This window comes from Azohydromonas lata NBRC 102462 (assembly GCF_001571085.1).
GTDB classification, from domain to species: domain Bacteria; phylum Pseudomonadota; class Gammaproteobacteria; order Burkholderiales; family Burkholderiaceae_C; genus Azohydromonas; species Azohydromonas lata.
This window is the reverse complement of the sequence record NZ_BCTC01000176.1, coordinates 1-7920: the sequence shown is the minus strand read 5'-3', so window position 1 is coordinate 7920 and position 7920 is coordinate 1. Positions and strand designations below refer to the sequence as shown.

10 protein-coding genes are annotated in these 7920 nt (G+C 69.7%); 6 read left to right on the top strand and 4 right to left on the bottom strand.

From position 1 onward, the window contains the following. Positions 1 to 299, bottom strand: a 299-nt coding sequence (locus tag ALA01S_RS29655; RefSeq protein WP_373863021.1) for a VOC family protein, incomplete at its 3' end; no start/stop codon positions are given. 25 nt (positions 300 to 324) lie between these two features. Further along, positions 325 to 648, bottom strand: a complete 324-nt coding sequence (locus ALA01S_RS29650; protein WP_029001673.1) for an ArsR/SmtB family transcription factor — start codon at positions 646 to 648, stop codon at positions 325 to 327. Between the two features lie 374 nt (positions 649 to 1022). Between ALA01S_RS29650 and ALA01S_RS29645 the strand changes: the two genes are divergently transcribed. Beyond that, the gene (locus tag ALA01S_RS29645) at positions 1023 to 2285 is read left to right on the top strand and encodes a type II restriction enzyme NmeDI-related protein (protein ID WP_029001672.1); all 1263 of its coding nucleotides are present in this window, start codon (positions 1023 to 1025) and stop codon (positions 2283 to 2285) included. A 22-nt stretch (positions 2286 to 2307) separates the two neighbouring features. Here the strand turns inward: ALA01S_RS29645 and ALA01S_RS29640 are convergent, their stop codons facing one another. Next, positions 2308 to 2553 (bottom strand): heavy-metal-associated domain-containing protein, encoded by a 246-nt coding sequence (locus ALA01S_RS29640; protein WP_051244359.1) that lies wholly within the window; start codon positions 2551 to 2553, stop codon positions 2308 to 2310. Between the two features lie 239 nt (positions 2554 to 2792). Between ALA01S_RS29640 and cueR the strand changes: the two genes are divergently transcribed. Further along, positions 2793 to 3218 (top strand): Cu(I)-responsive transcriptional regulator, encoded by a 426-nt coding sequence (cueR, locus tag ALA01S_RS29635; RefSeq protein ID WP_169517157.1) that lies wholly within the window; start codon positions 2793 to 2795, stop codon positions 3216 to 3218. A gap of 32 nt (positions 3219 to 3250) precedes the next feature. Here the strand turns inward: cueR and ALA01S_RS29630 are convergent, their stop codons facing one another. After that, on the bottom strand, positions 3251 to 3649 hold the full coding sequence (locus tag ALA01S_RS29630; RefSeq protein ID WP_064736106.1) for a DUF305 domain-containing protein: 399 nt from the start codon (positions 3647 to 3649) through the stop codon (positions 3251 to 3253). 123 nt (positions 3650 to 3772) lie between these two features. Between ALA01S_RS29630 and ALA01S_RS29625 the strand changes: the two genes are divergently transcribed. The 4 genes from ALA01S_RS29625 to ALA01S_RS29610 all read left to right on the top strand — a co-directional run. Next, on the top strand, positions 3773 to 4183 hold the full coding sequence (locus ALA01S_RS29625; protein ID WP_029001670.1) for a hypothetical protein: 411 nt from the start codon (positions 3773 to 3775) through the stop codon (positions 4181 to 4183). Between the two features lie 94 nt (positions 4184 to 4277). Beyond that, the gene (locus ALA01S_RS29620) at positions 4278 to 5570 is read left to right on the top strand and encodes a TolC family protein (protein WP_029001669.1); all 1293 of its coding nucleotides are present in this window, start codon (positions 4278 to 4280) and stop codon (positions 5568 to 5570) included. Positions 5571 to 5575: 5 nt separating this feature from the next. Further along, positions 5576 to 7255 (top strand): efflux RND transporter periplasmic adaptor subunit, encoded by a 1680-nt coding sequence (locus ALA01S_RS29615; RefSeq protein ID WP_029001668.1) that lies wholly within the window; start codon positions 5576 to 5578, stop codon positions 7253 to 7255. Beyond that, a partial coding sequence (locus ALA01S_RS29610) for an efflux RND transporter permease subunit (protein WP_169806046.1) occupies positions 7252 to 7920 on the top strand: 669 nt, incomplete at its 3' end. The genes ALA01S_RS29615 and ALA01S_RS29610, both read left to right, overlap by 4 nt.

Sequence of the window (7920 nt, the reverse complement as noted above, 5' to 3'; positions counted from 1 at the left end):
TTTTCGCTGCGCGCATAGCAGCAGGTCGTAGCACCTTCATCGAGCAGCGCCATGTCGGCGGCCTGCGCGCGCTCCTTCATGGCGGCCAGCTCCGCCGGGTCGTCGGTCTGAATGCCCAGGTGGTCGATGCCGCTGGCTTGGCCGCGCGTGGAGATGGCGAAGTTCACGGCCGGGTCGTCGAGCATCCACTTGGCGTAGTCGCTCTCCACGCGCGCGGGCTCGGCGGCGAAGAGTCTGGAGTAGAAGGCGATGCTCTTGGCCAGATCATCGACGTGCAGGTGGACGTGGAAGCGCTTCATCGCGGGTCTCCTTTGAAGGGCTGGGTCAGCAGTCGGTACAGGGCTTGGCCGCGGGCAGGCAAGCCACGCCCTGGCAGCAGTTCTCGGTGAGGTAGGCCAGCAGCGCGTTCATCTGTTCGAACGCGGCGCGGTAGATGAGGTTGCGGCTCTCGCGCTCCTGCGTCACCAGGCCCGCGTTGGCCAGCTCCTTGAGGTGGAACGACAGCGTGGACGCCGGCAGTCCCAGCGCCTCGGCCATGGCGCCGGGCGTCAGGCCCTGCTCGCCGGCCACCACGAGGGCGCGAAACGCCTGCAGCCGCGCCGGCTGGGCCAGCGCGGCGAGCGATCGAACAACATCTTTCTCTTCCATGATTCCACTTTACTGGAATCATGACAAAAAACCAAGTGCCGTGGTGCAACTCCAGTCGCTGAGCGCGAGGTGGGATCAGCCGGCGTAGGTCGGCCAGGCCGCTCGCGACAGCGGTTTTCCACAATCGCGACGCCGCATGCAGTTATCCACAGAAGGGAGCCTTGCGGGAACAAAAAAGCGCGCCATCACCGCCGGAAAAGCGCACTTCCTGACCGCCGTTCACAAACCAGGCCAGCGTGGCGGGCAATGCGCTGCTGCTGCGGCGCTGGAGGGAGTTGCGCGCCTGAGCATCGATTGATCTGCAGGGCATCGCCGCAGTCACCGCCTCTTACCATTCCCGGCCTTACAAGACGCACAAGACCTGGACTCCCGCGATGCACGACACCCTGGCGATCCTCATCGAGCACTGGAAAGCCGATCCCCACAGCACCTACAACACCTGGTTCCTCTGGGATGAGCGGCTCAAGAACTTCCGCTCCATCCGCCGCGGCATCGGGCAGGTCGTGCGCGAGATCGAGGCCGGGACCTTCGGCAATGCCTACCGCGGCTCGGCGCTGGAGACGGTGGTCGCGTCCGTCGCCGAGCAGCGCCAGCTCTTCAAGGGCGCGGACCACGCCTTCTTGTGGAAACCCAAGCTGCGCATTCCCGACATCTACGAGAACGCCGCCAACCAGCGGGCCTTCGCGCGGCTGCTGCACAGCTGTGACTGCTGCGACACGGCCGAGGCCGTGGGCGAGGCTATCCAGCGCATCGACGCGCTGCAGATCAAGGGCCTGGGTCCGGCGGTGGCCAACCTGCTGTACTTCATCCACCCGACCCTCGTGATGCCCTTCAACACCGCGATGGTCAGGGGCTACAACGCAGTGACGGGCGGCAACGTCAAGCTCGGACGCTGGGACCACTACCTCTCGATGCGAGAAGGCGCCATCCGGCTCAACCAGGCGCATCGCACGCAGCTCTCCAACGACCTGGGCGCCATCGCCGGGCTGCTCTTTGACATCGGCAGCGGCCGCTATGCCGCGCCGCCACGTGCGGACGATGCGGCGGCCCTCCAGGCCTGGGAAGCCGACCTGCAAAAGGTACGCGAGGAGTCCGCGGCGGCCCAAAAGGCCTGGGCGGCGGAGAAGGAGAACGACACGACCCACACGCAGGTCCAGGGCTGGCTGCGCGACCTGGGCCATGCGCTGGGTTTCAAGGTCTGGATCGCGGCCAACGACCGCAGCCGCGAGTACGCGGGCGGGCGGCTCTCCGACGGGTGCCTGGCGGAGTTTCCACCCACGGCGGGCACGGGGCTGGACGCAGTGCGCCTGATCGACGTGGTATGGATCGATCCGGCCAGCGCGAAGGTGGCCGCAGCCTTCGAGGTCGAGCACTCGACATCGATCTACTCCGGCATCGTGCGCATGCTGGACCTGGCGCTGGGATGCGAGATCGGCGAGGGCAGCGTGCTGTTCCTGGTCGCACCCGACAACCGGCGCGAGGACGTGCGGCTGCAACTGCAGCGCCCGGCCTTCTCGCGCGTGTCGTCGCTGGGCATCCGCTACCTGCCCTACGGCGAGCTGCAGAAGAACCTGGAGCCGATGCGGCGCTTTGGCTCCGGCATGAAGCCGCTGCTGGAGATCTCGCAGCGGCTGTAGTCGCAGCCCCCTTGGCGCCCCTTCAGCGGCAGCCGCAGCCACAGCCGCCGCGCGCAGGGCCTGTGGCAGGGATGGCCGCGGCTGGCTCGTAGCCGGCCTCGGAAAGCGCCTGGGCCAGCGCCTGGCGCTCCAGCGTGCTCTGGACCCTGACCTTCTTGTCGGCCAGGGTCACATCGACCCGGGCCGCCGGATCGGCGGCCTTGAGGGCCTGGGTGATGGCGCCGACGCAGTGGCCGCAGCTCATCTCGGGGACGGTGAACTCGATCATGGTGACCTTCCTGGCTGGTGGGTTGCTGATGCCCGACAGCTTCAACCTTCCCACCATGGGAAGGTCAACACCTGTTCTCTCGAACTGCACCCACCGACATGGACATGGGTCACGATGACTTGACCTTGCCATCATGGAAAGCTTCATGCTGAATGGCGAAGTGTCTGCGCACCGACCCACCCTGCAAGGTGCGCCCAAACCGCCGCCGTCCAAGACAAGCCCATCACGAGGAGCCCGCCATGCCTGCTGCCGCCACCGAGACGCCCGTCCTGAACATCGGCGAGGCCGCCGCGCGCTCGGGCGTCTCGGCCAAGATGGTGCGGCACTACGAGTCGCTGGGGCTGCTGCCGCAGGTGCGGCGCACGGACTCGGGCTATCGTCAGTACGGCGAGCGGGAGGTGCACATGCTGCGCTTCATCCGCCGCTCGCGTGACCTGGGCTTTGGCATGGCGGAGATCGCCGAGCTGCTCAAGCTCTGGCAGAACCGCCGGCGCAACAGCGCCTCGGTCAAGCGCATCGCGCTGGAGCACGTCGCCGACCTGGAGCGGCGCATCGCCGAGATGACGGCGATGAAGCAGACGCTGCAGCGTCTGGCTTCGTGCTGTCACGGCGATGAGCGCCCAGACTGCCCGATCCTGGACGACCTTGGGCAGCTTGGTCGTTAGTAGCGGCAGTGGCCCTGCCGCTCAACCGGGCCTTACTTGCGCGACTGCAGCCACTTGTCGAACTGGCCAATCTCCTTTTGCTGATCGCGCACGATCTTCTGCGCCATCTTCTTGAGCTCGGGCGACTTGGCCTGCTTGAGGTAGGCCTGTGACATCTCGACCGCCTGCTGGTGGTGCATCTTCATCATGGTGGCGAAGTCACGGTCGGCATCGCCCGTGGGCTTCATCTGCTGCATCTGCTCCATGCCGCGCATCATGGTGCCGTGCATGTCCATCGAGCCCGAACCGCCCGATTGCATCGACGAGGAGCCTTGCCCCGAGGAGCCCATTGGCGCCGAAGCCTGTGCATGGGCGGTACTGGCGGCGAGGCTGCCCAGGCAAGACAGGGCAACGGCGCACACGCGCAGGCACAAGGTGCGGTTTGTTTCCATGGCGGTCTTCCGTGAAAAAGGCGCCGCATTCGAGGCAAGCCCCATTCCCGCATGCCGTCCATTTGTTACGGGATCTTGAGCAAGCTCAATTCCGGCCGGCGCCGCGCGCCTAGACTGCCTCCCATGTTCCTGACCGTCCGTCACCGTCGCAGCCTGGCCTCCTGGCTGGCTGCGTTCGTGCTGCTGGTGCAGCTGGTGACGGCCGCCTATGCCTGCCCGCAGGCCAAGGTGCCCTCCGCTCCCATGCCCGCCGACGCCGTGCTCATGCACGACTGCGACGGCGACATGCACGCCACGATGGACCCCGACCAGCCGCAGCTGTGCAAGGCGCACTGCGACCAGGGCACCGCTTCCGTGACACCGCAGCCGGGCACCGAGCCCGGGGCGGCGCTGGCTGCCCTACCGGTGCTGCTGTGGGTGGTGCCGGTCCTGGCCGTTTCGCCATCGGTCGCAGCCCGTTCGCGGCCGCCCACGGACGGCGCCCCGCGCGGCTCGCCTCCCATTTACCTGTCGCACCTCTCACTTCGGAATTGACCTGACGGGTTGCTTCCAGACGGCACGCCGCCATCGGCGTGCGCGCTGGGCTCCCGTCTTTTGTCCTTGGTCACTGGATTTCCGAAGGTCCGCCATGTCTGTCTTCTTCCCGGGTGCGCGCCTCGCGCAACCCGCCGCTGCCGCGCCACGGCAGCCTCGGCTGCGCCGTCTGGCCGCCGCTTGCACCCTGGCGCTTGTCGCCCTCCACGCTCCCATCGCCTTTGCCGCCCTGAGCTTCACTGAAGCAGTGGACCTGGCGCGCCAAGTCTCGCCGGCGCTGCGCGCACAGCAGGCGGCAACCGCTGGCGCGCAGGCCGCGGAGCCCGCCGCCGCGGCGCTGCCGGACCCGCGCCTGTCGGTGGGCGTGGAGAACCTGCCCGTCACGGGCATGGACCGCTGGAAGCTCACGCGCGACTTCATGACGATGCAGCGCGTGGGCGTCATGCAGGAGATGCCCAACCGCGCCAAGCGCGAGGCCCGCACCCAGCTGGCACAGGCCCGCACCGAGCGCGAACGCAGCCTGGCCGCCGTGGCGGAGCTGCAGGCCCGGCGCGAGGCGATGCGCGCCTGGCTCGCCGTGCACTACGCCGAACAGCGGCTGGGCCTGCTGGAGGACTTCCGGCGCGAGAACCGGCTGCTGCTGCAGACCCTGCCCGCGCGCATCGCCGCGGGCGGCGCACAGCCCACGGATCTCACCATGGCGCGGCAGGAAACGCTCGCGCTGGACGACCGGCAGGACGAGTTCCAGCGCGACGTGGCCAAGGCTCGCGCCACGCTGCGCCGCCTGGTGGGCCCGCGCGCCGACGAGCCGCTGGCCGGTGAGCCACCGGCGCTGACCGTGCGCGCCGAGGCCGTGCGGGAGGCACTGCACCGCCACGTCGAGCTGCAGCCCTTCGAGGCGATGGCCGCCATGGCCCGGGCCGAGATCGGCGAAGCCGAGTCGGAAAAGCGCGGCGACTGGTCCTGGGAAGTGGCCTATGCCCGGCGTCCCCGCTATGACGACATGGTGTCCTTCCAGCTGAGTTTCGACCTGCCGCTGCGCCAGGGGCAGCGCCAGGAGCCGCAGGTTGCGAGCAAGCGCCGTGAGCTCGAGCGCGTGGAAGCCGAGCGCGAGGACACGGCCCGGCGCCACGGGGAAGAGGTCGAGATGCAGCTGGCCGAGCTGCAGGCGCTGGATGCGCAGGCACAGCGGCTGCGCACGGACGGCCAGCGCCTGGCCGCCGAACGCGTGTCGCTTGTCACCACCGCCTACCAGGCCGGCCGCAGCGACCTGGGCGCGGTGCTCGCCGCGCGCGCTGCGGCGCTGGAGCAGCGGCTGCGCACGCTGAGCCTGGACGCCGAGCGCGTGGACCTGCGCGTGCGCCTGAACACCCTGACTGCCGAGTGAGCACCATGAACACCCAACCCAAGAAGATTGCCCTGGCCGTCGTGCTGCTCGCCGCCGGCATGGCCGCCGGCTGGGGGCTGGCCACCTGGCGCACGCCCTCGCACATCGGCACCGATCACGCCGGCGCCACGGCGCCGGCCGCTTCCACCGAGCGCCAGATCCTGTACTGGTACGACCCGATGAAGCCGGACATGAAGTTCGACAAGCCGGGCAAGTCGCCCTACATGGACATGCCGCTGCAGCCCAAGTACGCCGACGAGGCCGGCGGTGCGGCAGCCGGTGGCGTGGCGGTGTCGCCGCAGGCCATGCAGGCGCTGGGCCTGCGCGTGGCCACGGCCGAGAAGCGAACGCTTGCCACGGCGGTGGACGCCGTCGGCACGGTGCAGCTCAACGAGCGCGACGTGAGCATCGTGCAGGCGCGTGCCAACGGCTTCGTCGAGCGCGTCTATGCCCGCGCCCCGGGCGACGTGATCGGCACTGGCGCGCCGCTGGCCGACGTGCTGCACCCGGAATGGCTGGCCGCGCAGCAGGAATACCTGGCCGTACGCGCCACCGGCGACGCGTCGCTCACGGCTGCGGCACGCCAGCGCCTGGTGCTGCTGGGCATGCCTGCGGGCCTTGTCGAGCGCGTCGAACGCGAGAACCGGCCCGTGGCGACGACCACCATCACCACGCCCGGCGGCGGCCTGATCGCCGAGCTGATGGTGCGTCAGGGCATGACGGTGGCGCCGGGCATGACGCTGGCGCGCATCAACGGCCTGGGCACGGTCTGGGTCGAGGCCGCGCTGCCGGAGGTGCAGGCCTCCAGTGTTGCCATCGGCCAGCCGGCCAGCGTGCGCCTGGCGGCTGCGCCGGGCGAGGCGCTGCGCGGCAAGGTGCTGGCCATCCTGCCTGAGGCCAGTGCCGAGACCCGCACGCTGCGCGTGCGCATCGAGCTGCCCAACCCGGGCCAGCGGCTGCGTGCGGGCATGTTCGCCCAGGTGCAGCTGCAAGGCGGTGCCCAGGGCGAGGCGGTGACGGTGCCGGCAGAAGCCGTGATCCGCACCGGGCGCCGCGCGCTGGTGTACGTGGTGGACGCGCCGGGCAGCTACCGCCCGGTCGAAGTGGAGCTGGGCCCCGAGGTGGGCGAGCGCATCGCCGTGCGCCGCGGCATCGAGCCCGGGCAGCAGGTGGTGGCCTCCGGCCAGTTCCTCATCGACTCCGAGGCCAGCCTGCGCGGCATCGTGGCGCAGGCCACAGCCGGCACGGCGCCGGCGCCCGCTGCCCTTGCAGCCGCGCCCGGCCATGAAAGCGCCCACGGGGCCGCCCCCGCGGTTGCGGCGACGACCAAGGCTGTCCAGCCCGCGGCTGTCCCGGCCACCTACGAGACCCGCGGCAAGGTGGTCGAGGTCGAGGGCGACACCATCACGCTGGACCACCAGGCGGTGGCGGCGCTGAAGTGGCCGCCCATGACCATGCCCTTCAAGCTGGAGCGGCCCGGAATGGCCAAGGGGCTCAAGGGCGAGGACCCGGTGCGTTTCAGCTTCCGCATGCAGGGTGACGAGGCGGTCGTCACGGCGATCACGCGCGACGGCGCGGCGCCGGCCAGGCCAGCCGCGGCTCCCGTGCCAGCACCCGTGCCACCGCAGGATGCGCATGCCGGCCACGATGCCCACGCCGGTCACGGCACGGGGAGCGGACAATGATCGCCAGCCTCATCCGCTGGTCGGTCGGCAACCGCTTCCTGGTGCTGCTGGCCACCCTGTTCCTTGCCGCCGCCGGCATCTGGGGCCTGCGCACGACGCCGGTTGACGCGCTGCCGGACCTCTCGGACGTCCAGGTCATCATCCGCACCACGCTGCCGGGCCAGGCGCCGCAGATCGTGGAGAACCAGGTGACCTACCCGCTGGCCACCACGATGCTGTCGGTGCCCGGGGCGCGCACCGTGCGCGGCTACTCCTTCTTTGGCGACAGCTTCGTCTACGTGCTGTTCGAGGACGGCACGGACCTGTACTGGGCGCGCTCGCGGGTGCTGGAGTACCTCAACCAGGTGCAGGGCCGGCTGCCCGCCGGTGCCAAGACCGCGCTGGGCCCGGATGCCACGGGCGTGGGCTGGGTGTTCCAGTACGCGCTCGTTGACCGCAGCGGGCGCAATGACCTGTCGCAGTTGCGCGCGCTGCAGGACTGGTTCCTGAAGTACGAGCTCAAGAGCCTGCCGGGCGTGGCCGAGGTCGCCACCGTAGGCGGCATGGTCAAGCAGTACCAGGTGGTGCTCGACCCCGTGAAGCTCGCGGCCTACGGCATCACGCAGGCCCAGGTGCGCGAGGCGCTGATGGCGGGCAATCAGGAAAACGGCGGCTCGGTGCTGGAG